Source organism: Pseudomonas putida, assembly GCF_022627325.1.
Classification (GTDB): Bacteria; Pseudomonadota; Gammaproteobacteria; order Pseudomonadales; family Pseudomonadaceae; genus Aquipseudomonas; species Aquipseudomonas putida_X.
In genome coordinates, this window is sequence record NZ_JAETZZ010000009.1 from 1 (window position 1) to 22310 (window position 22310).

Genomic DNA, 22310 nt, shown 5'->3' on the forward strand with positions numbered 1-22310 from the left:
CGGCGGATGACGTTTACAAAGACGCCGGCCAGGTCAAAGCCACCATCACCGACACCACCGGTGGTGACTTCGAGAACCTCGCAGTCAATCCGGCTGAAGCCATAACTAACGTCAGCGATACGCTCGACACGTCGACCGTCACGTTGACCGCCACTCCAAGCGTGATCGAGGGCGGCACTGTGGTGTACACCGCGTCCGTGTCGGCCCCAGTCACCGGCAGCCCACTGGTGGTCACCCTGGCCAACGGCCAGAGCATCACCATCGGTGTCGGTGAGTCGTCCGGCTCGGTCAACTTCACCGCACCGAACAACGTCTACAACACCAATGCACCGTTGACCAACAGCATCACCAAGGTTGACGGCGGTAACTACGAGAAGCTGGATACCGCCGGTACTCCAACCACGACGGTTACCGACAGTCCTGCTACCCAGGCGACTACCAGCCTGGTGCTGAGCGCCACCGGCGATGTCGCTGAAGGCGGTCAGATCGTCTACACCGCGACCTTGAGCAACCCAGCCGGCACGGCGATGACTGTCACCCTGAGCAATGGCGCGACCATCAATATCGCGGCCGGCCAAACCACTGGCCAAGTGACCGTCGCTGCACCGGCCGATGACGTCTACAAAGACGCCGGGCAGGTCAAAGCCACCATCACCGGCACCACCGGTGGCGACTTCGAGAATCTTGCGGTCAATCCGGCTGAGGCCGTGACCAACGTCAGCGATACGCTCGACACTTCGACCGTGACCCTGACGGCCAATGCTTCAGTAATCGAAGGTGGCGTGGTGACCTACACCGCCTCGGTATCGGCGCCTGTTACTGGTTCGCCGCTGGTCGTAACCTTGGCTAACGGCCAAACCATCACCATCGGCGTTGGCGAGTCGTCCGGTTCGGTCGACTTCGTTGCGCCGAATAACGTCTACAACACTAACGCACCGCTGACCAACAGCATTACCAAGGTCGACGGCGGTAATTACGAGAAGCTGGATACCGCAGGTACTCCAACCACGACTGTTACCGACAGCCCCGCTACCCAGGCGACTACCAGCCTGGTGCTGAGCGCCACTGGCGATGTCGCCGAAGGCGGTCAGATCGTTTACACCGCCACGCTGAGCAACCCGGCAGGCACGGCGATGACCGTGACCCTGAGCAACGGCGCGACCATCAGTATCGCGGCAGGCCAGACCTCCGGCACGGTCTCTGTTCCAGCCCCGGCTGACGATGTTTACAAAGACGCCGGTCAGGTCAAAGCCACCGTCACCGGTACCACCGGTGGTGACTTCGAGAACCTCGCAGTCAATCCGGCTGAAGCCGTGACCAATGTCAGCGACACGCTCGATACCAGCACGGTGACCCTGACCGCCACTCCAAGCGTGGTCGAGGGCGGTACCGTGGTGTACACCGCCTCGGTATCGGCGCCTGTTACTGGTTCGCCGCTGGTCGTAACCTTGGCTAACGGCCAAACCATCACCATCGGTGTCGGCGAATCGTCCGGCTCGGTCGACTTCACCGCGCCGAACAACGTCTACAACACCAATGCGCCGCTGACCAACAGCATTACCAAGGTTGAAGGCGGGAATTACGAACAGCTCGACACCGCCGGCACTCCAACTACAACGGTCACCGACAGTCCGGCTACCCAGGCGACTACCAACCTGGTGCTGAGCGCCACCGGCGATGTCGCTGAAGGCGGTCAGATCGTCTACACCGCGACCTTGAGCAATCCAGCCGGCACGGCGATGACCGTCACCCTGAGCAACGGCGCGACCATCAATATTGCGGCCGGCCAAACCTCTGGCCAAGTGACCGTCGCAGCTCCGGCCGATGACGTCTACAAAGACGCCGGGCAGGTCAAAGCCACCATCACCGGCACCACCGGTGGCGACTTCGAGAACCTCGCAGTCAACCCGGCTGAGGCCGTGACCAACGTCAGCGATACGCTCGACACGTCGACCGTCACCTTGACCGCCACTCCAAGCGTGGTCGAGGGCGGCACCGTGGTGTACACCGCGTCGGTGTCGGCCCCAGTCACCGGCAGCCCACTGGTGGTCACCCTGGCTAACGGCCAAACCATCACCATCGGTGTCGGCGAATCGTCCGGCTCGGTCGACTTCACCGCGCCAAACAACGTCTACAACACCAATGCGCCGCTGACCAACAGCATCACCAAGGTTGAAGGCGGTAATTACGAACAGCTCGACACCGCGGGCACCCCGACCACGACGGTTACCGACAGTCCGGCTACCCAGGCGACCACCAACCTGGTGCTGAGCGCCACCGGCGATGTCGCTGAAGGCGGCCAGATCGTCTACACCGCCACGCTGAGCAACCCAGCGGGCACGGCGATGACCGTGACCTTGAGCAACGGCGCAACTATCAACATCGCGGCAGGCCAGACCTCTGGCCAAGTGACCGTCGCCGCTCCGGCCGATGACGTCTACAAAGACGCGGGCCAGGTCAAAGTCGGCGTTACTGGTACCACCGGTGGTGACTTCGAAAATCTTGCGGTCAATCCGGCTGAGGCCGTGACCAACGTCAGCGATACGCTCGACACGTCGACCGTGACCCTGACTGCCAATGCCTCGGTTGTCGAAGGCGGGGTGGTCACCTACACGGCGTCGGTTAGCGCTCCGGTCACCGGTAGCCCACTGGTGGTCACTCTGGCTAACGGCCAGAGCATCACCATTGGCGTCGGCGAATCGTCCGGCTCGGTCGACTTCGTTGCGCCGAATAACGTCTACAACACTAACGCACCGCTGACCAACAGCATTACCAAGGTCGACGGCGGTAATTACGAGAAGCTGGATACCGCAGGTACTCCAACCACCACGGTCACCGACAGCCCGGCTACTCAGGCGACCACCAACCTGGTGTTGAGTGCCACCGGCGATGTCGCCGAAGGCGGTCAGATCGTTTACACCGCCACGCTGAGCAACCCGGCGGGCACGGCGATGACCGTGACCTTGAGCAACGGCGCAACTATCAATATCGCGGCCGGCCAGACCTCTGGCCAAGTGACCGTCGCTGCACCGGCTGATGACGTCTACAAAGACGCCGGTCAGGTCAAAGTCACCGTCACCGGCACCACCGGTGGTGACTTTGAAAATCTTGCGGTCAACCCGGCTGAGGCCGTGACCAATGTCAGCGATACGCTCGACACGTCGACCGTGACCCTGACTGCCAATGCCTCGGTTGTCGAAGGCGGGGTGGTCACCTACACGGCGTCGGTTAGCGCTCCGGTCACCGGTTCGCCGCTGGTCGTAACCCTGGCTAACGGCCAAACCATCACCATCGGTGTTGGCGAGTCGTCCGGCTCGGTCGATTTTGTTGCGCCGAATAACGTCTACAACACCAACACACCGCTGACCAACAGCATTACCAAGGTCGACGGCGGTAACTACGAGAAGCTGGATACCGCGGGTACTCCAACCACCACGGTCACCGACAGTCCTGCTACCCAAGCGACTACCAGTTTGGTGCTGAGCGCCACCGGCGATGTCGCTGAAGGCGGTCAGATCGTCTACACCGCGACCTTGAGCAACCCTGCCGGCACGGCGATGACCGTCACCCTGAGCAACGGCGCGACCATCAACATTGCAGCCGGCCAAACCTCTGGCCAAGTGACCATCGCTGCCCCGGCGGATGACGTCTATAAAGACGCCGGTCAGGTCAAAGCCACCGTTACTGGTACCACTGGTGGCGACTTCGAAAACCTCGCGGTCAATCCGGCTGAAGCCGTGACCAATGTCAGCGATACGCTCGATACGTCGACCGTGACCCTGACGGCGAATGCTTCGGTGGCCGAAGGTGGCGTGGTCACCTACACGGCGTCGGTTAGCGCTCCGGTCACCGGCAGCCCGCTGGTCGTGACCCTGGCTAACGGTCAAACCATCACCATTGGTGTCGGTGAATCGTCCGGCTCGGTCGACTTCACCGCGCCGAACAACGTCTACAACACCAATGCACCGTTGACCAACAGCATTACCAAGGTCGACGGCGGTAACTACGAGAAGCTGGATACTGCCGGTACTCCAACCACCACGGTCACCGACAGCCCAGCTACGCAGGCGACTACCAACCTGGTGCTGAGCGCCACTGGCGATGTCGCTGAAGGCGGCCAGATCGTCTACACCGCGACCTTGAGCAACCCAGCCGGCACGGCGATGACCGTGACGCTGAGCAACGGTGCGACCATCAATATCGCGGCTGGCCAGACCACTGGCCAAGTGACCGTCGCCGCACCAGCCGATGACGTCTACAAAGATGCCGGCCAGGTCAAAGCCACCATCACTGGCACCACCGGTGGCGACTTCGAGAAGCTGGCGGTCAACCCGGCGCAAGCCGTGACCAACGTCAGCGATACGCTCGACACGTCGACCGTCACGTTGACCGCCACTCCAAGCGTGGTCGAGGGCGGTACCGTGGTGTACACCGCCTCGGTGTCGGCCCCGGTTACCGGTAGCCCGCTGGTCGTGACCCTGGCCAACGGTCAAAGCATCACCATCGGTGTCGGCGAATCGTCCGGCTCGGTCAACTTCACCGCGCCAAACAACGTCTACAACACCAATGCACCGCTGACCAACAGCATCACCAAGGTCGACGGCGGGAATTACGAGAAGCTGGATACTGCAGGTATTCCAACTACGACGGTCACCGACAGCCCTGCTACGCAGGCGACCACCAACCTGGTGCTGAGCGCCACCGGCGAAGTCGCCGAAGGCGGCCAGATCGTCTACACCGCCACGCTGAGCAACCCAGCGGGCACGGCGATGACCGTGACCTTGAGCAACGGCGCAACTATCAACATCGCGGCAGGCCAGACCTCTGGCCAAGTGACCGTCGCCGCTCCGGCCGATGACGTCTACAAAGACGCGGGCCAGGTCAAAGTCGGCGTTACTGGTACCACCGGTGGCGACTTCGAGAACCTCGCAGTCAACCCGGCTGAGGCCGTGACCAACGTCAGCGATACGCTCGACACGTCGACCGTCACGTTGACCGCCACTCCAAGCGTGGTCGAGGGCGGCACCGTGGTGTACACCGCGTCGGTGTCGGCCCCAGTCACCGGCAGCCCACTGGTGGTCACCCTGGCTAACGGCCAAACCATCACCATCGGCGTCGGTGAGTCCTCCGGCTCGGTCAACTTCACCGCGCCGAACAACGTCTACAACACCAACACCGCGCTGACCAACAGCATCACCAAGGTCGACGGCGGCAACTACGAGAAGTTGGTCACCGCTGGCTCCCCGTCAACGACGGTAACGGATGTGGCAGGCACCAAGGACACCACGAGCCTTGTCCTGAGCGCGACGCCAACGGTCGCCGAAGGCGGCAAAATCACCTACACCGCAACCTTGTCCAACAAGGCCGGTTCTGACATGACCATCAAATTGAGCAATGGCGAGACCATCTCCATTGCCAAAGGTCAGACCGAGGGCAGCATCACCCTCAACGCGCCCGCCGATGACCCTTACATCGATGCCGGCTCGGTACAGGTCAAGATCGACGGCAGCACCGGCGGCGATTTCGAATTGCTCGCCGTCGACGGCGCTTACGCCGTGACCAAGGTCTCCGATACGATCGACAATACCAGCCTGACCCTCAGCGCCACGCCCACGGTCGCCGAAGGTGGCCAGATCACCTACACCGCCACGTTGAGCAACCCGGCGGGCACGGCGATGACGGTCACCCTGAGCAATGGCCAGACCATCAACATTGCAGCAGGCAAAACGTCAGGCTCGGTAATTGTCGCCGCGCCCGCCGAGGATGTGTACATCGATGCCGCGGACGTGTCGGCGAAAATTACCGGCACTTCAGGGGGCAACTTCGAAAACCTCGTCGTCAGTAACACGGCAGCGGTCACCGCCGTGACCGACACCATCCAGACGACTACCCTGAGCATCAGTGGTACAACCGCTGTTGCCGAAGGTGGCAACGCGACTTACACGCTGAACCTCAGCAACAATGCGCAAACCGATGTGACGGTGAAGCTTTCGTATACCGGCACCGCCACCAATGGCGCCGACTACACCGGTGTGGCCATCGTCACGATCAAAGCGGGCAGCAACTCAGCCACCTTCACCATCCCGACCATCAAGGACAACGTCACCGAAGGTACCGAGCAGTTCACCGTCAAGATCGACTCGGCCACCGGCGGCAACTTCGAAAACCTGGCGGTCAGCGGTAGCGCTGGTAGCGTCACCACCCAGATCTTCGAGCCGGCGCCCGTCCTGGACCTGGACGCCAACAATTCTAGCGGCAAGACCGGCGCCGACTACCAGACCACGTTCACCGAGAACCAACCAGGAAGCGGTGTTTCGATCGGCGATATCGACGTGTCGATCACCGACTTCGACAGCTCGATGCTGACCGGCGCGACGGTGACCCTGACCAATCGCCAGCCAGGCGATGCCCTGAACCTGGGCAACAGCGTCAATGGCATCTCGATCAACGCCAACAGCACCGATGGCAAGGTGGTCCTGACCCTGAGCGGCACCGCTTCGCTGGCTGACTACATCCAGGCGATCAAGAACATCACCTTCATCAACACCAGTGAAGACCCGAGCACCGTCCCTCGGATCATCACGGTCACGGTGACTGACGGTGTGAACACCTCGAACACGGCCACCACCACGGTCAACGTCGTGGCGGTCAATGACCTGCCCACCACTACCGGCGGAGCGGTCACCGGCACCGAGGACACCGACTTGGTGCTGGGTTGGAGCGACTTCAACATCAGCGATGTCGACTCCTCGCTTAGCAGCCTAGGGGTGACCATCACCCAGCTGCCAGGGGCCGGTACCTTGAAGCTGTACAACGGCACCAGCTGGGTCGATGTGAAGGCAGGCCAGACCATCAGCCAGGCCGACATCGCCGCCGGCAAGCTCAAGTTCGTTCCCGTGGCTAACCAATCGGGTGTCGACGGTTACGGTGGTACCGGTGTGGGCAACAAGCAGGCGGACTACGCGCAGATCAAGTACGCGCCTACCGATGGCAAGGGCACGGGCAGCGAAGCCACGCTCAAGGTCGATATCACGCCGATGGCTGACAAGCCGGACCTGAGCATTGGCAGCAACAACGTCAATTCGCTGGGCCTGACCAAGGAAACCTGGACCAGCCTCAACGGCCTGGGCACCAACGGCAATGGCATCACCGGTGACGCGCTGAAGAACGTGTTCGCCAACTCCGGCAGCGCCGGCAAGAGCGAGCAGGTGACCACGGTCGACACCACGGCCACCGTCACCCCGGGGTCGGGCTCGAAGACCTCAGGCCTGATCTACCTGGAGGCCGGCAAGACCTACACCTTCAGTGGCACCGCTGACGACAGCCTGCAAATCGTCATCGGCGGTAAGAACGTCGCCGGCGGTACCTGGGGCTCGGCCAGCGGCAGCATTTCCGGCAGCTACACCCCGACCACCAGCGGCTATTACACCCTGGAGATCTACAACGCCAACCAGGCCGGGCCAGGCAGCCTTGACGTCAACATCAAGGTGGGCAATGGCGCGGTCACAGACCTTAGCAGCGCCAACATCCCGATGTACCCGAACGTCGCTGCGCTGGCCAACGCCGGTGTCACGGTGTCCGACCTGCATGGCAGCAACGGCGTGGGTTACTACGACGGCTACAAGCTCAACGAAGGCGGCGAGAATGGTGCGCCGGTCAAGTTGGTAGGCATCAGTACCGCACTGACCGACACCGATGGTTCCGAGAGCCTGAGCGTCAAGCTCAGCGGCATCCCGACAGGCTCGGTAGTGGCCGACAATGCAGGCCATACCTTCACCGTTGGCTCCAGTGCGGTGGATGTCACGGGTTGGAATCTGGGCAGCCTGACCATCAAGCCGCCGGCCTACTACTCCGGCCAGTTCGACGTGAAAGTCACTTCGACGTCCACCGAAAGCGTTGGCGGCAGCACTGCCACCAGCGAAGGCAGCATCAAGGTCACGGTCTACCCGCAGTCGTATACCACCAGCAACCTGTCGTCCGACAGCGATACCATCACCGGCACCGATGGCAATGACATCGTGGTCGCGGATGTCAGCGGCCTGCACGTGGTACCAGGCAAGGACTACAACATCGCCTTCATCGTCGACACCTCGGGCAGCATGGGCTCTGCGGGCGTCGATGCCGCGAAGCAATCGCTGGAGTCGGTGTTCAAGACCCTGGCTGCAAGCGTCAAGGGCGCACAGTCCGGGACGGTGAATATTCTGTTGGTCGACTTTGCCACCCAGGTCAAGAGCAGCGTATCGGTGACCCTCAACGATGCGGGCCTGAAAACCCTGCTGAGCGCGTTGGGCACGTTGAACTCCAATGGCGGCACCAACTATGAGGATGCCTTCAAAACGACAGCCAACTGGTTCGCCAACCTCAAGGCTGCAGGTAGCACCGGTAGTAACCAGACATTCTTCATCACTGACGGTGAGCCGACCTATTACCAGACCAGTGAACAGGGCAACCCGAACCTGGGCAACACCAACGTCAAGCTCGATACGTTCCTGTCGTCGATCAACTACAAGATGGGCGACACCGTTACCAACTATCAGTTGGATACCAACAATCGTCTCTCGATCGACAGCAGCGGCAAGTTGACCATGCAGGTTCGCGAGTTGGACTGGAGCTGGAACTCGGGTTACTACTACAAATGGTCCACCCAGAGCACAGCCACTATACGTGCCGAGGGTAATGGGGGTTATGAGCTGTCGACCCGCGACGGCACGGGCAACTCGACTGACCGGGCAACCACCAACAACTCGACTGACAGCTTCAAGATCCTCGCTGGTTTGTCCGACGTCGAGGCGATTGGCCTCAACAGCGGCGTGAACAAGGATGACCTGAAGCCCTATGACTCCGATGGCAAGCCACAGGCCAACATCGACCCGAGCAAACTGGCAGATGCCATCCTCGGCCACACCGAAGTCACCCAGCCGGGCAACGACACGGTCAACGGTGGTGATGGCAACGACATCATCTTCGGCGACCTGCTGACCTTCCCGACGGTCGCCGGCACGGGTGTAGAGGCGATCCAGGGTTACGTGGCGAACAAGCTCGGTGTGGATGCGGGCGATGTCGACGCGCGGGCAATGCACAAGTACATCAACGAGCATTACACCGAGTTCGATATTGCGGGCAGCAATGATGGCGCCGACACCCTGATGGGGGGCGCAGGCAATGACATCCTCTTCGGCCAGGGGGGTAATGACACCCTCGATGGCGGCAAAGGTAATGACATCCTGCTGGGCGGCACTGGCAACGACACCCTGATCGGCGGCCAAGGCAACGACCTGCTGATCGGTGGCAGCGGTGCCGACACCTTCGTGTGGAAGTCCGGTGACATTGGCAGTGACGTGATCAAGGACTTCAAAGTCAGCGAGGGTGATCGCCTGGACTTGCGCGACCTGCTGCAAGGTGAGAAGGCCAGCACTATCGACAACTTCCTGAAGATCACCACCGTCGATGGGTCCTCGACCTTGCAGGTCAGCACCGAAGGCAAGCTTAACGCAGCCGGTGGCCTGGCCAATGCCGATGTGTCTATCAAGCTGGAAGGGGTCAACTGGTCCAATACCACGGTCAACTCGTTGATCAGCGGTGCCGACCCCACCATCAAGATCGACAACGCCTGATCCCGTCTGCGCGGTGGCCAGCCCGGCCACCGCGCAGCGCGGTCTTTTCTGTCATCTTCGTGCAGCGCATACTTCTGCGCCGGGCTGTCATGCCCGATGAACTTTGCCTATGCTGCTGACTACCAACAAGGAACCATCGTGACGAGGGATGACGCCATGTTCTACGTGCAACGCGACGCCGAGGGCCAGTTGCTGCGGGTAGAAGCTGCACCTTATGCCGAACACACGGAGATTCTCCCAGCAGATCATGCCGAGATTCAGGAGTGGTTTGCTGACGATGTCGTCGAAAATAGCCTCAAGCAGCTCAAACAGAGCGACTTGGACATGATCCGGGTGCTTGAGGACTTGATCGAGGTGCTCACTGCCAAAGGTGTCTTCAGCATCACCGACCTGCCGCCTGGCGCCCAAGCCAAGCTGCTCAGTCGCTCCACCGCGCGAAAGGCGCTCGGCAGCTTGAACAACCTGATCGAGGAAGAGGAGGAGGGCGGGCTGATTTAATCCTCCACGCTTGTCTGCTTGGCCGGCAGACAACTGCCCTCTCATATCGTTATTCATTAAAGGTATTTAAATTATTTTTTTAATTACCTTATAGTCACTCCACTGCGTACCCGTCGACCAATCGATGCGCCGCACGACTTGAACCCACACGGGTAAACCCCCCGTGCGTTTCTGATCGTTGCGCGTCATTGAAGTCGCGCACTGCGTGGGAGTGAAAAATGTCCGCCGCCTCGAACGCCTTGCCGTCCAACCACCGCGCTCAGCCGCAAACCTTTGAAATCCGCCCGTTCTCGGGTGCCGTTGGCGCCGAGATCATCGGCCTGGACCTGGCTAAACCGGTCAACGCCGAGGACTTCAGCCTCATTCATCGCGCCCACCTCGACCACCACGTACTGGTGCTGCGCGACCAGCGCATCAGCCCTGAACAGCAGATCGCTTTCAGCCGCCGTTTCGGGCAACTGCAGATCCATGTGCTGAAGCAGTTTCTGCTCACAGGCCACCCCGAGATACTGATCGTCTCCAACATCATCGAGAACGGCCAAAACATCGGCCTGGGCGATGCCGGCAAGTTCTGGCATTCAGACCTCTCATACAAAGCGCTCCCCAGCCTGGGGTCCATGCTGCATGCCCAAGCGTTGCCCAGCGAAGGTGGCGACACCCTGTTCGCCGACATGCACAAAGCCTGGGACGCGGTACCTCAAGCACTGCGCAAGCAGGTCGAGGGCCGCAGCGCCGCTCACTCCTACACCGCCCGTTATGCCGAGACCAAGTTCGAAGGCAACTGGCGCCCGACCCTTAGCGCCGAGCAGCTTGCACAGGTGCAGGAAGTGGTCCATCCGGTGGTGCGTACCCATCCGGAAAACGGCCGCAAGGCCCTGTTCGTCAGCGAAGGGTTCACTACCCGGATCATCGGCCTGCCCGATGATGAAAGCCGCGATGTGCTGCAGCAGCTTTATGCCCTGAGCGTGCTCGAACAGAACATCTACCGCCACCAGTGGCAGCCACACGACCTGGTGTTCTGGGACAACCGCTCGCTGATCCACCTTGCCACAGGCTGCCCGTCCCACCTGCGGCGCAAGCTTTTCCGCACCACCATCCAGGGCGATGCCCCGTTCTGACGACTGAGGAAACCATCATGCGCAAATCCATCAGCCGCCTGGCGGCAAGTATCAGCCTGGGCGCAAGCCTGGTCGTGGGCAGCCTTGCGGCCCCCACCCTGGCCCATGCCGAAGGCAAGATCCGCATCGCCGAGCAGTTCGGCATCGTCTATCTGCTGCTCAATGTGGTGCGTGACCAACAACTGATTGAAAAGCACGGCAAGGAGCAGGGCATCGACATCGACGTCGACTGGGCCCAGCTATCCGGGGGGGCTGCGATCAACGACGCGCTGTTGTCCGGCTCGGTGGACATCGCCGGTGCCGGCGTTGGGCCGTTGCTGACCGTATGGGACCGCACCAAAGGCCGGCAGAACGTCAAGGCAGTGGCCTCGCTGGGCAATTTCCCGTACTACCTGGTCAGCAGCAACCCGAACGTGAAGACCATCGCCGACCTATCCGACAAGGACCGCATTGCCGTGCCGGCCGTGGGCGTGTCGGTACAATCACGCTTGCTGCAGTACGCCGCTGCCCAGCAGTGGGGCGACACGCAATACAACCGCCTCGACAAGTACACCCTGGCCGTACCGCACCCAGATGCCACCGCCGCGTTGCTCGCTGGCGGCACCGAGCTCAACGGGCACTTCTCCAACCCGCCGTTCCAGGACCAGGTATTGGCCAACAAGGACGTGCACGTGGTGCTCAACAGCTATGACCTGCTCGGCCCCAACTCGCCGACCTTGCTGTTTGCCACCGAGAAATTCCGCAACGACAACCCCAAGACTTACCAGGCATTCGTCGATGCCCTGGCCGAGGCTGCGGACTTTGCCCAGAAGGACAAAGCGGCGGCTGCCGACACCTATATCCGCGTCACCAAGGCCAAGATTGACCGCGATGTACTGATCAAGCTGATCGACAACCCCCAGTACGAGTTCACGGTAACCCCGAAGAACACCTACAAGCTGGCCGAGTTTCTCTACCGGGTGGGCGCCATCAAGCACAAGCCAGAGTCGTGGAGGGACTACTTCTTCCAGGATGAACGCCCACTGCAGGGGAGCTGACCGACCATGACCGCCCCATTGCCAGGCCACACGGCCAGCAACCTTAGCCGTGTGGCCACACCGCCCTTGCTCAAGGTGGATAACCTGAGCCTCGAATACCGTACTGCGCAGCGCGTGGTGCGGGCCACCCATCAGGTCAGCTTCGAAGTCGACCGTGCCGACCGCTTTGTCTTGCTGGGCCCCTCGGGGTGTGGCAAGTCCACATTGCTCAAGGCCGTGGCCGGGTTCATCAGCCCGCAACACGGGCAGATCCTGCTGCAGGGCCAGCCGGTCAACGGCCCTGGCCCCGATCGCATCGTGGTGTTCCAAGAGTTCGACCAGCTGCCGCCGTGGAAGACGGTAAAGCAGAACGTCATGTTCCCGCTGCTCGTTTCCGGCCAGCTCAAGCGAGCCGAGGCCGAAGAGCGCGCGTTGCATTACCTCGACAAGGTTGGCCTGGCGGCGTTTGCCGACGCTTATCCGCATACCCTGTCGGGCGGCATGAAAGCGCGCGTGGCAATTGCCCGTGCACTGGCCACGCAACCGAAGGTCCTGTTGATGGACGAACCGTTCGCCGCGCTCGATGCGCTGACCCGGCGCAAGATGCAGGAAGAGCTGCTGCTGCTGTGGGAGGAAGTGCGCTTCACCCTGTTGTTCGTCACCCATTCCATCGAAGAGGCGCTGGTAGTGGGCAACCGCATTCTGTTGCTGTCACCTCATCCGGGGCGGGTGCGGGCCGAGGTGCACAGCCATCAGTATGATCTCGGCAGCCTCGGCGCCAGTGACTTCCAGGCCAGCGCCCGGCGCATCCATCGGCTGTTGTTCGACGAGGCCGATGCCCCCGGGCCGGCCGAGGAGCTGGGTTTCAACGACATCCGCATCGCCTACTGACAGGAGCTTGAGCCATGACCACTACACCTGTACGACAGGAATACGAGGTGCAGCTCGAGCCGCTGCTCAGTGTGCCTCTGGAACGCAACCTGCCGCTGGCGCAACGCTTGTGGCAGCACGGCTGGTTACGCAAGGCGGTGATCCTGGTGGTGATCGCAGCATTGTGGGAGGCCATTGCCCGCTACCAAGGCAACGACCTGCTGCTGCCGAGCTTCTTGCAGACTGCCGCAGCGCTGTGGGGCGGCCTGCTCAGCGGTGAGCTGCCGGCCAAAGTCGGCGTGTCGCTGGTGATCCTGCTCAAGGGGTACGTGCTGGGTATCGTGCTGGCGTTCGGCCTTACCAGCCTGGCGGTATCCACCCAGTTGGGCCGTGACTTGCTCGGTACCTTGACCTCAATGTTCAACCCGTTGCCGGCGATTGCCCTGCTGCCTCTGGCTTTGCTGTGGTTTGGCCTGGGCGACAACAGCCTGATTTTCGTGCTGGTGCATTCAGTGCTCTGGGCGCTGGCGCTCAATACCTACGCGGGCTTTCTGGGGGTGTCGGAGACGTTGCGCATGGCGGGGCGCAACTATGGCCTAAAGGGGCTACGGTTGGTGCTGCACATCTTGGTGCCCGCGGCACTGCCGTCGATCCTGTCGGGGCTGAAGATCGGCTGGGCCTTTGCCTGGCGCACGTTGATCGCCGCCGAGCTGGTGTTCGGTGCCAGCAGCGGCAAGGGCGGGCTGGGCTGGTACATCTTCCAGAACCGCAACGAGCTGTATACCGACAAGGTTTTTGCCGGGTTGGCGGTGGTGATCCTGATCGGGCTACTGGTCGAAGGGCTGGTATTCAATACGCTGGAACGGGCGACCGTGCGGCGCTGGGGGATGCAGCGCTGATCTGCAGTGGCCCCTAATTCTGGTACTGCGCAGCCGCCTTGCTCAGGGTCTGGGCAATCTCACTGCGCAGTTCATCCGGCTGTTCGACCTTCACGGCGTCCCCTTGGCTCAACACCCACCAGCGTAGCGCCCAGCCATCTTCCATCGTCGCCTGCAGCCGATGCCCATGCTCCAGGGCAGTCAGCTGCATGTCTGCACTCAACGGCTGATCGCGCAACTGCCGCGCCACCCTGTCGTTGACCCAGGCTTGCAGCACCAGCCCATCACCTTGCGCCGGTTGTAGCGCCTCACCGCGCAAGTAGCCCTGCAGGTCAAAATTCCCGCGCAGCTCCCCCGCGGCGTTGACCGACCAGTGCCAGCCGAACGGAATGCTCTTGTCATTGCGCTCCAGCGGGAAGATCAACGACAGCTCGTTGAGGTCGCGTTCAACCGTGCGTTTGCTGACGCTGAAACCCACATCGCGCAGGCGCCACACCAGTTCTGCGCTGGTAATGCCCGGGGAACGGCTGGGTAGCTGGCGCAACAGCGCCCACTGACGGCTGAGGGTGGAGCGGGTGGTGGCGAACGGCAAAAGGTAACGTCCTTGTCTAGGCTTGCCGCATCAGGATGGCGGCATTAGCGGGTCATGGCAATTAGCCACGATCCGATCAGATCAAGCAGCCGCCAATTGGTTGCCTGGCGTCGAATCGTTCGCGACAGGTTTTGACGTGACGTCGCGCAGAATCACGCCTCATCACAGCCGCAGTAAGGCCTGTGGGTCGTTCAATGAGGATGAACATGTCAGCTGTCAGCAATATCCACTCGCTGCTCGCCCGTCTTCTGCCTGAGCAGGTCATTCCCGCGCCGACCCCCGCTGGCAGGCGACAGCGGCTGTTCGCCGGGGTGGGGTTGCCCAGCCAGCGGGCGCTGCTGGTCAACCGTCTGGACGAAGCGGCGGACCTGCAAGCGGTGTATGCCGACCTGCGCCATCAAGCGCTGGCTGGCCATGTGGCGGCGCTCAATGACCTGGGTTGGGTCTGGCTCAATGGCAAGTACTGGCGTGCCGACACCGTGCTGGCCGGGCACCTGCTGCGCATGGCGGCCATGCAAGGCAATGCCGCCGCCTGGTTCAACCTGGGGCAGCAACACTACTTCGGCAAGGGTGTGGAGGTTTCTTACGCCCAGGCCGCAGAGTGTTATCGCCATGCTTTTGACCGTGGCCTGCTGCATGCCGCAGCCGCACTCGGCGATTTGTACGAAGAAGAAGTCTGCGATGCGCAACTGGGCTGGCAGGTCGATCTTGCGCAGGCTTACCAATGGTTTCTTCGTGGCGCCGAACGGGGCGAGGTGCGTTGCCGCTTCGAGGTGGGCTACCGCTTGTTGCATGGCTTGAGTGTGCAGGCCGATATCAAGGCCGGGCTGTATTGGCTGGAGCTGGCGGCGGCGACCGGGGTCATGCAGGCGGCCGAGGAGCTGGCCGTGCATTTCAGCCGTAGCGATGCGGCGCGCTATCTGGATTGGCGGGATCGGGCCGTGCAGATGGGCAGTACGCTGGCATTGGCGATGAAGTTGGAGGACCAGGTACAGCCTCGATGAACAACAATTCATGTACACCCCCCGTCGCCCGCGGTTGACGACAGGGGGAGGGCCAGGCGTATATTGATAGTTAGCAAACTATGAATATCCCTGGTTCTTTACATGACGCTTGATTCACTGCGCCTGCAAGTCAGCACTGGCATGATCGTTTCCGCCCGCCATTGGCGGCGCATCTGCCATACGGCGCTGACCAGTTACGGCATTTCCGAAGCCTGCGCCGCACCCTTGCTGATGATCGTGCGCCTGGGCGATGGAGTGCACCAGGTAGCCGTGGCTCAGGCCGCGGGCCTGGAAAGCCCGTCGCTCGTGCGCCTGCTTGACCAGCTGTGCAAGGCCGGCCTGGTATGCCGTAGCGAGGATCCGCTGGACCGCCGTGCCAAGGCCCTGAGCCTGACCGGCGAGGGCCGGGCTTTGGCCGAAGCCATCGAAGCTGAGCTGGTGCGAGTCCGCCACGAAGTGCTGCAGGGCATCGATGAAGCTGACCTGCATGCCACCTTGCGCGTGCTTCGTGCCTTCGAGGCGGCAGGCCTTGGCAGCACTGGCGGGGTGGCATGAACGGTTTCTTCAGTTCGCTACCGCCGGCCCGCGACTGGTTCTATGGTGTGCGTACCTTTGCCGCGTCGATGATCGCGTTGTACATCGCACTGCTCATGCAGCTGCCACGCCCGTACTGGGCGATGGCGACGGTCTATATCGTTTCCAGCCCGTTCGTTGGGCCTACCAGCTCCAAGGCCCTGTACCGCGCCCTTGGCACGCTGCTCGGCGCTGGCGGGGCAGTCTTCCTGGTACCGCCGCTGGTGCAGTCGCCATTGTTGCTGACCGTCGCGATCGCCCTGTGGACCGGCACATTGCTGTACCTCTCGCTGAACCTGCGCACCGCGAACAACTACATGCTGATGCTGGCAGGCTATACGTTGCCGATGATCGCCCTGGCGGTGGTCGACAACCCGCTGGCAGTGTTCGACGTTGCGTCTTCACGTGCTCAGGAAATCTGCCTGGGGATCGTCTGCGCCGCTGTGGTCGGCGCCATTTTTTGGCCGCGACGCCTGGCGCCTGTCGTGGTCGGCTCGACCGGCACCTGGTTCACCGAGGCGATTCGTTACAGCGATACCTACCTCGCCCGGGATATGGCTGCCGACAAAGTAGGGGGTATGCGCGGTGCCATGGTCACCACCTTCAACTCGCTGGAGTTGATGATTGGCCAGTTGGGCCATGAGGGGGCAGGCCCGCATATGGTGAAGAACGCACGCGAACTGCGTGGGCGGATGATCCACCTGTTGCCGGTCATAGACGCCCTCGACGACGCCCTGGTGGCCCTCGAAGGCCGCGCCCCTGCGCAGTTCGCCCAATTGCAGCCTGTGTTGGCCGCCGCTCGCGAATGGCTCAAGGGCACCGCCGACAGTGCCTCGGTAGCACGCTGGACCGCCCTGCACGAGCAGATCGACCGCCTGCAGCCCGGAGCCGCCGCCCTCGACCAGCGTGCTGAGCTGCTGTTGTCCAATGCACTGTATCGCCTGACCGAGTGGGCCGACCTCTGGCAGGACTGCTGCACCTTGCAGCATGCCCTGCGCATGGATGACCCCAAGCCTTGGCGCGCAGTTTACCGCCACTGGCGCCTGGGCCGCCTGACGCCCTTCTTCGACCGTGGCTTGATGCTGTATTCGGTAGTTTCCACCGTGCTGGCGATCATCGTCGCCTGCGGCCTGTGGATTGGCCTGGGCTGGAACGACGGCGCCAGTGCGGTGATTCTCGCCGCCGTGTCATGCAGCTTCTTCGCCGCCATGGACGACCCCGCACCGCAGATCTACCGGTTCTTCTTCTGGACCCTGATGTCGGTCATCTTCTCCAGCCTGTACTTGTTCCTGGTGCTGCCCAACCTGCACGATTTCCCGATGCTGGTGCTGGCATTCGCCGTGCCGTTCATATGCGTCGGCACCCTGACCGTGCAGCCCCGCTTCTACCTGGGCACTTTGCTGACCATCGTCAACACCTCCACCTTCATCAGCATCCAGGGCGCCTACGACGCTGATTTCTTCACCTTCCTCAACTCCAACCTGGCAGGGCCTGCAGGGCTTCTGTTCGCGTTCATCTGGACCCTGGTGATGCGCCCCTTCGGGGTGGAACTGGCCGCCAAACGCATGACTCGCTTCGCCTGGCGGGACATCGTCGAGATGACTGCGCCGGCGACCCTGGCCGAACGTCGCCAGCTCGGCGTGCAGATGCTCGACCGCCTGATGCAGCACCTGCCGCGCCTGTCGCAGACCGGCCAGGACACTGGCGCAGCCCTGCGCGACCTGCGCGTGGGGCTGAACCTGCTCGACCTGCTGGCCTACCTGCCGCGCGCAGGCACCCAGGCCCGCGAACGCCTGCAAACGGTGATCGAGGAAGTGGGCGGCCACTACCAGGCCTGCCTGCGCGCCGGTCAGCGCCTGCATGCCCCTGCGGCGCTGCTGCGCAACATGAAGCGGGCGCGCCTGGCGCTGAACCTGGATGAGCTGTACGAACGCGGCGATGCCCGCACGCACCTGCTGCATGCCCTGAGTGGCCTGCGCCTGGCATTGCTGCCGGGTGTCGAGGTGATGCTCGAGCCTGCCGAACAACCGCAACTGCCCCCCGGCCTCGACGGAGCGCCCCTGTGATCGGTGAACTGGATATCAGCGGGGTGTTCCTGCCCACGCTGCTGGTGATGATGGTCTGCACTTACGTGCTGTTTCTGGGGGTGCACGCGGTGCTGGTGCGCCTGCACTTCTACCGCCTGGTCTGGCACCGGGCGTTGTTCAACGTTGCTCTGTATGCCGTGCTGCTTGGCGCGGTGGACCATTTTTGCCGAAGCCTGATGCTGCCATGAAAAAACCTTTGCTGACCCTGGGCCGTGTGGTCCTGACCTTGCTGGTAGTGACCTTCGCCGCTGTGCTCGTGTGGCAGATGGTGGTGTACTACATGTTCGCCCCCTGGACCCGCGACGGCCACATCCGCGCCGACGTGATCCAGATCGCCCCGGATGTTTCCGGGTTGATCCAAAAGGTCGAAGTGCATGACAACCAGACCGTCAAACGCGGCGACGTGCTGTTCACCATCGACCAGGACCGCTTCACCCTGGCGCTGCGCCAGGCCAAGGCGACCCTTGGCGAACGCCAGGAAACCCTGGCCCAAGCCTCTCGCGAAGCGCAGCGCAACCGTAAGCTGGGCAACCTGGTGGCAGCCGAGCAACTGGAAGAAAGCCAGTCCCGCGAGGCTCGTGCCCGTTCGGCCGTGAGCGAGGCCCAAGTGGCGGTCGACACCGCCCAGCTCAACCTTGACCGTTCGGTGGTGCGCAGCCCGGTGGACGGCTACCTCAACGACCGCGCGCCACGTAACCACGAATTCGTCACGGCTGGCCGCCCAGTGCTTTCGGTCGTCGACAGTGCTTCGTATCACGTCGATGGCTATTTCGAAGAGACCAAATTGGGCGGCATCCACATTGGCGATGCCGTGGACATCCGTGTGATGGGCGACAACACTCGCCTGCGTGGCCATGTGCAGAGCTTTGCCGCCGGCATCGAAGACCGCGACCGCAGCAGCGGCAGCAACCTGCTGCCCAACGTCAACCCGGCGTTCAGCTGGGTGCGCCTGGCCCAGCGGATCCCAGTACGCATCGCCTTCGATGAAGTGCCGCAAGACTTCCGCATGATCGCCGGGCGTACCGCCACGGTCTCGATCATCGAGGGCCCGCGCCCATGAAACAGCTGATCCTGGCTGGCTTATGCCTGTCGCTTGGGGCCTGCATGATGGTCGGCCCGGACTATGAAGTGCCCAAGGACGCGGCAGTGCAGCGCAGCGACCTCAGTGGGCCACTGCGCCAGGATGCTGCCAGCGTGGTGTCGGCGCCGGTACCTGAGGACTGGTGGCAGCTGTATCAGGATCAACGCCTCAATGAGCTGGTGCGCCAGGCATTGAGTGCCAACACCGAACTGCGCGTGGCGGCCGCCAATATTGCCAAGGCCCGTGCGCAGGTCGAGGTCGCGCAGTCGCAGGGTGGCTTCAATGGCGGCATCAAGGCCGGCGCCCAGCGCTTGCAGGAGTCTGGCGAGGCTTTCCTGCTGACCGAGAAGGTGCCAGTGGCCAACATCGGCGAGGCGATCATCAGTGCCTCCTACCAGTTTGACCTCTGGGGCACCTTCAAGCGCGGCACCGAAGCCGCCAAAGCCAATGCCGACGCTGTGCAGGCCGCCGCCGATACTGCCCGCATCACGCTGGTGGCCGATGTGGTGAAGGCTTACACCCAGGTGTGTTCGGCCAACGAGGAGTACCACATCGCCCGTGAGTCGCTCGATCTGCAGCAGCAGAGCGTGCAGCTCAACCAGCGTCTGCGTGATGCTGGCCGGGGTGACGAAACCCAGGTCACCCGCTCGCAGACCCAGTTCAAATCGCTGCGCGCAGAGTTGCCGCGCTTCAAGGCCGAGCGGGAAACTGGCTTGTACACGTTGGCTGCGCTGCTGGCCAAGCCTGTGGAGCAACTGCCGGCCGGCACTGCCGATTGTGCCGAGCTGCCACATCTGAACCAGCTGTTGCCGGTCGGTGATGGCGCCGCGCTGCTCAAGCGCCGCCCCGACGTGCGCCAGGCCGAACGCCAGTTGGCGGCGTCTACAGCGAATATCGGCGTGGCCACGGGCGCGCTGTATCCCGACATCAGCATCGGCGCCCAGGTCGGTACCATCGGTATTCTCGAAAACCTGGGGGAACCTGCAACCAACCGGTGGGGCTTCGGCCCGCAGATCAGCTGGAGCATCCCCACCAACGGCACCCGTGCGCGCATTCGCATGGCCGAGGCCTCGACCCAGGCGGCGCTGGCGCATTTCGACGGCGTGGTGCTCAACGCCATTCGCGAAACTCAGACCCGCCTGGCCCAGTACAGCGCCTTGCTGGACCGGCGTGATGCGCTGGCCGAGGCGGAAAAATCGGCGAAAGAAGCGGCGGACCAGACGCACCGGTATTACCAGGCGGGGCGTGAGTCATTCCTGGCGGACTTGCAGGCGACACGGACGTATACCGATATGCGTGCGCAGCTGGCTGCGGCCAACAGCCAGGTGGCGATGGGGCAGATCGGGGTGTTCCTGGCGTTGGGCGGTGGGTGGAAGGATACCGCCAAGCCTTGAGGCCCCATCGCCGGCAAGCCGGCCCACAGGTACCGCGCAGCTCTTGAGCGCTGCGCTGTACCTGTAGGTGCAACTGTCTTACCCAATTTCTAAAAGTTGACGCGGTTGGTGTGGCCGGCTTGCCGGCGATAGGCCCTGCGAGTCAAACCCAGATAGCATCCCAATGCGGATAATCCCCCACCCGCTCAACCAACCCTGCCCGCTTAGGATTCAAGACGATATACCGCGCCACAGCCTGCACGTCCTCTTCTCGCCGCAACGCCCTGTCATGAAAGCTCTTCTGCCAAAGCCGCCCATATCGCCCGAGATGGCGGTTGATGGCACAGGTGCTGCGTGACTTCACTCGGCGCATCAACGTTTTCAGGCTCACCGGCCCCAGCTCGATCAACCAGTGGAAATGATCAGGCATTACAACCCAGGCTAAAGACCGCGCTGCACCTTCTGCCTCGGCCTCGCGCAGCTAGCTGACCAACAAGCGGGCCGAGTGAAACTCACCCAGCACAGGGGCCCTGTGCAATGTGGTGCTGGTGAGAAGGTACAACCGATGCCTTTCTGAGAACCTGCCAACCCTTGGCTGATTTAAATGGGGACGATCCATGTTCCCTGCCTCCTGATGGTTTGCTCATGAGGCTAGTAGCGACGGTTCCACTAGGTTGGGCTCAATTGGTACCTGCTGTTTCTGCAGGGCCATCGCCGACAAGCCGGGCCCTATTGTTAGCAACAGTCTTGCCTGCGATGCAGACGCAGCGCTGCATGGCACCGGCTTCGCCGGTGATCGCCGGCAAGCCGGCTCCCACTGGGCTGCGGCATTTCTTGAGGCCTATGCCAGAATCTCTGGGAGCTAGACTTCGGCAGTTTTTGAGGCTTGCGCCGTATTTGTGGGAGCCGGCTTGCCGGCGATCGAGGGCGAAGCCCTCGCAGCCGCCGCAAAGCCGTAAGACGTTTCCGAACCTGAAACCAAATGCTTCAGTTCTTTCACTCTGGCGACTTACCCTACGATGCCTGTCGCAATGGTGCCGTCTTGGCTGTTAAGCGCTCCGGGAATAATGTCCTCGGGACGCCTCGCAAGGCGATCGGGCGTGCGACGCCCGGTTCACATTCGGTACCGCCGCGCCATGGCGGTCGTGCGCGGGCAGGCTTAGGTCTTGCCGGGTTCCTGTACCCCCGGGTCTCACCCTACGCACGACTGCCACCCAAGCTCGATCCTCCCGCCATCTCGCTCCCGTAACCACCACTGAACGAGCACGCCGGCGCGCAAAGAGCGTCACAATGGGCAAGGCTCACTGAGGCTGCAGGCTCCATCTGTTGCGATTGCTGCTTTTGCCACTGCACGGGGCCATTGAAATAGATGTGCCATTGCGTGTTTCTTTCGCCGGGACGAGTAACATGACCCTAGTCGCGCAAGGAGAGCGCAGGCTTGATGCCAGTCGTTAGGGTTTCGGGGCTGCTCTGCAGCCCATCGCCGGCAAGCCCCACCGGTACCTCGCCGTTCCTAAGCTGTGCGTCCATACCTGTGGGAGCCAGCTTGCCGGCGATGGGCCGCAAAGCGGCCCCAAATCGCTCGACTGAAGGGCATCGGGCACTG

Annotated in this window: 13 protein-coding genes and 1 pseudogene; 12 read left to right on the plus strand and 2 right to left on the minus strand. The window is 62.3% G+C overall.

Going from position 1 to position 22310, the window contains the following annotated elements; translation table 11 throughout:
• From JNA92_RS15155 to JNA92_RS15180, 6 genes are all read left to right on the plus strand, one after another.
• Positions 1-9614 (plus strand): immunoglobulin-like domain-containing protein (locus JNA92_RS15155; protein WP_241805460.1); only part of this gene is annotated, 9614 nt, incomplete at its 5' end.
• A 156-nt stretch (positions 9615-9770) separates the two neighbouring features.
• Positions 9771-10112 carry a tryptophan synthase subunit beta gene (locus tag JNA92_RS15160; protein ID WP_241805699.1) on the plus strand — a complete coding sequence of 114 codons (342 nt, stop codon included), beginning with the start codon at positions 9771-9773 and terminating at the stop codon, positions 10110-10112.
• Positions 10113-10330: 218 nt separating this feature from the next.
• Complete coding sequence (locus tag JNA92_RS15165) at positions 10331-11230, plus strand: TauD/TfdA dioxygenase family protein (RefSeq protein WP_241805461.1); 900 nt, start codon at positions 10331-10333, stop codon at positions 11228-11230.
• Between the two features lie 17 nt (positions 11231-11247).
• Positions 11248-12267 (plus strand): ABC transporter substrate-binding protein, encoded by a 1020-nt coding sequence (locus JNA92_RS15170; protein WP_241805462.1) that lies wholly within the window; start codon positions 11248-11250, stop codon positions 12265-12267.
• A gap of 6 nt (positions 12268-12273) precedes the next feature.
• Positions 12274-13137, plus strand: coding sequence for an ABC transporter ATP-binding protein (locus JNA92_RS15175; protein WP_241805463.1), 864 nt, complete (start codon positions 12274-12276; stop codon positions 13135-13137).
• 14 nt (positions 13138-13151) lie between these two features.
• Complete coding sequence (locus JNA92_RS15180) at positions 13152-14015, plus strand: ABC transporter permease (RefSeq protein ID WP_241805464.1); 864 nt, start codon at positions 13152-13154, stop codon at positions 14013-14015.
• A 13-nt stretch (positions 14016-14028) separates the two neighbouring features.
• Here JNA92_RS15180 and JNA92_RS15185 read toward each other — a convergent pair whose 3' ends face one another.
• Positions 14029-14586, minus strand: a complete 558-nt coding sequence (locus JNA92_RS15185) for a WYL domain-containing protein (RefSeq protein WP_241805465.1) — start codon at positions 14584-14586, stop codon at positions 14029-14031.
• Positions 14587-14792: 206 nt separating this feature from the next.
• Here JNA92_RS15185 and JNA92_RS15190 point away from each other — a divergent pair, with 206 nt between their 5' ends.
• The 6 genes from JNA92_RS15190 to JNA92_RS15215 all read left to right on the plus strand — a co-directional run bounded on the left by JNA92_RS15190 (position 14793) and on the right by JNA92_RS15215 (position 20725).
• On the plus strand, positions 14793-15590 hold the full coding sequence (locus JNA92_RS15190) for a tetratricopeptide repeat protein (protein ID WP_241805466.1): 798 nt from the start codon (positions 14793-14795) through the stop codon (positions 15588-15590).
• Between the two features lie 102 nt (positions 15591-15692).
• Positions 15693-16145, plus strand: coding sequence for a MarR family winged helix-turn-helix transcriptional regulator (locus JNA92_RS15195; protein WP_241805467.1), 453 nt, complete (start codon positions 15693-15695; stop codon positions 16143-16145).
• Complete coding sequence (locus JNA92_RS15200; protein WP_241805468.1) at positions 16142-18229, plus strand: FUSC family protein; 2088 nt, start codon at positions 16142-16144, stop codon at positions 18227-18229. The genes JNA92_RS15195 and JNA92_RS15200 overlap by 4 nt, the downstream gene beginning before the upstream one ends.
• Positions 18226-18438, plus strand: coding sequence for a DUF1656 domain-containing protein (locus JNA92_RS15205; RefSeq protein WP_209862598.1), 213 nt, complete (start codon positions 18226-18228; stop codon positions 18436-18438). The genes JNA92_RS15200 and JNA92_RS15205 overlap by 4 nt, the downstream gene beginning before the upstream one ends.
• Positions 18435-19310, plus strand: a complete 876-nt coding sequence (locus tag JNA92_RS15210; RefSeq protein ID WP_241805469.1) for an efflux RND transporter periplasmic adaptor subunit — start codon at positions 18435-18437, stop codon at positions 19308-19310. Before JNA92_RS15205 ends, JNA92_RS15210 begins: the two co-directional genes overlap by 4 nt.
• Positions 19307-20725: an efflux transporter outer membrane subunit gene (locus JNA92_RS15215; RefSeq protein WP_241805470.1), complete on the plus strand. Its 1419-nt coding sequence runs from the start codon at positions 19307-19309 to the stop codon at positions 20723-20725. Before JNA92_RS15210 ends, JNA92_RS15215 begins: the two co-directional genes overlap by 4 nt.
• 142 nt (positions 20726-20867) lie before the next feature.
• Here JNA92_RS15215 and JNA92_RS15220 read toward each other — a convergent pair.
• Positions 20868-21323: pseudogene (locus tag JNA92_RS15220) on the minus strand (REP-associated tyrosine transposase).
• Positions 21324-22310: the final 987 nt, after the last annotated feature.

Coding starts and splice junctions, on each gene's coding strand:
- JNA92_RS15160 (WP_241805699.1), top strand. CDS start 9,771: ATGTTCTACGTGCAACGCGACGCCGAGGGCCAGTTGCTGCGGGTAGAA.
- JNA92_RS15165 (WP_241805461.1), top strand. CDS start 10,331: ATGTCCGCCGCCTCGAACGCCTTGCCGTCCAACCACCGCGCTCAGCCG.
- JNA92_RS15170 (WP_241805462.1), top strand. CDS start 11,248: ATGCGCAAATCCATCAGCCGCCTGGCGGCAAGTATCAGCCTGGGCGCA.
- JNA92_RS15175 (WP_241805463.1), top strand. CDS start 12,274: ATGACCGCCCCATTGCCAGGCCACACGGCCAGCAACCTTAGCCGTGTG.
- JNA92_RS15180 (WP_241805464.1), top strand. CDS start 13,152: ATGACCACTACACCTGTACGACAGGAATACGAGGTGCAGCTCGAGCCG.
- JNA92_RS15190 (WP_241805466.1), top strand. CDS start 14,793: ATGTCAGCTGTCAGCAATATCCACTCGCTGCTCGCCCGTCTTCTGCCT.
- JNA92_RS15195 (WP_241805467.1), top strand. CDS start 15,693: ATGACGCTTGATTCACTGCGCCTGCAAGTCAGCACTGGCATGATCGTT.
- JNA92_RS15200 (WP_241805468.1), top strand. CDS start 16,142: ATGAACGGTTTCTTCAGTTCGCTACCGCCGGCCCGCGACTGGTTCTAT.
- JNA92_RS15210 (WP_241805469.1), top strand. CDS start 18,435: ATGAAAAAACCTTTGCTGACCCTGGGCCGTGTGGTCCTGACCTTGCTG.
- JNA92_RS15215 (WP_241805470.1), top strand. CDS start 19,307: ATGAAACAGCTGATCCTGGCTGGCTTATGCCTGTCGCTTGGGGCCTGC.